We start from the raw sequence: 253 nt of genomic DNA, 5'->3' as shown, positions 1-253 counted from the left end.
CATAATTTAATTGATGGAATTGATAAAATAAAAACATGTCTTGATATTTATCCAAATTTTTTTGAGGATGTATATCAAAATAAAAAAATAACAAAAATGAAACATGTAAAAAATCTGATTGAAAATATATTAAAAGAAAAAAAAGAAAAGAAAAATAAAATAAAAGAAGGAGATTCTAAGGATAAATTAGAAGATAATAAAGGTAATTTTAAAATTAAAAAACAAGATAATGAAAATGAGAATGATGGTGATT

Annotated in this window: 1 protein-coding gene; it reads left to right on the top strand. The window is 18.2% G+C overall.

The window, feature by feature from the left end:
- Positions 1–253: hypothetical protein (locus ACQP6G_RS20870; protein ID WP_429767241.1), on the top strand; the 253-nt coding region annotated here is incomplete at both ends.

The organism is Isoptericola nanjingensis (genome assembly GCF_050311635.1).
GTDB lineage: Bacteria > Actinomycetota > Actinomycetes > Actinomycetales > Cellulomonadaceae > Isoptericola > Isoptericola nanjingensis.
The sequence above is the reverse complement of the archived record's forward strand: the minus strand, read 5'-3'. Positions and strand labels throughout refer to the sequence as shown.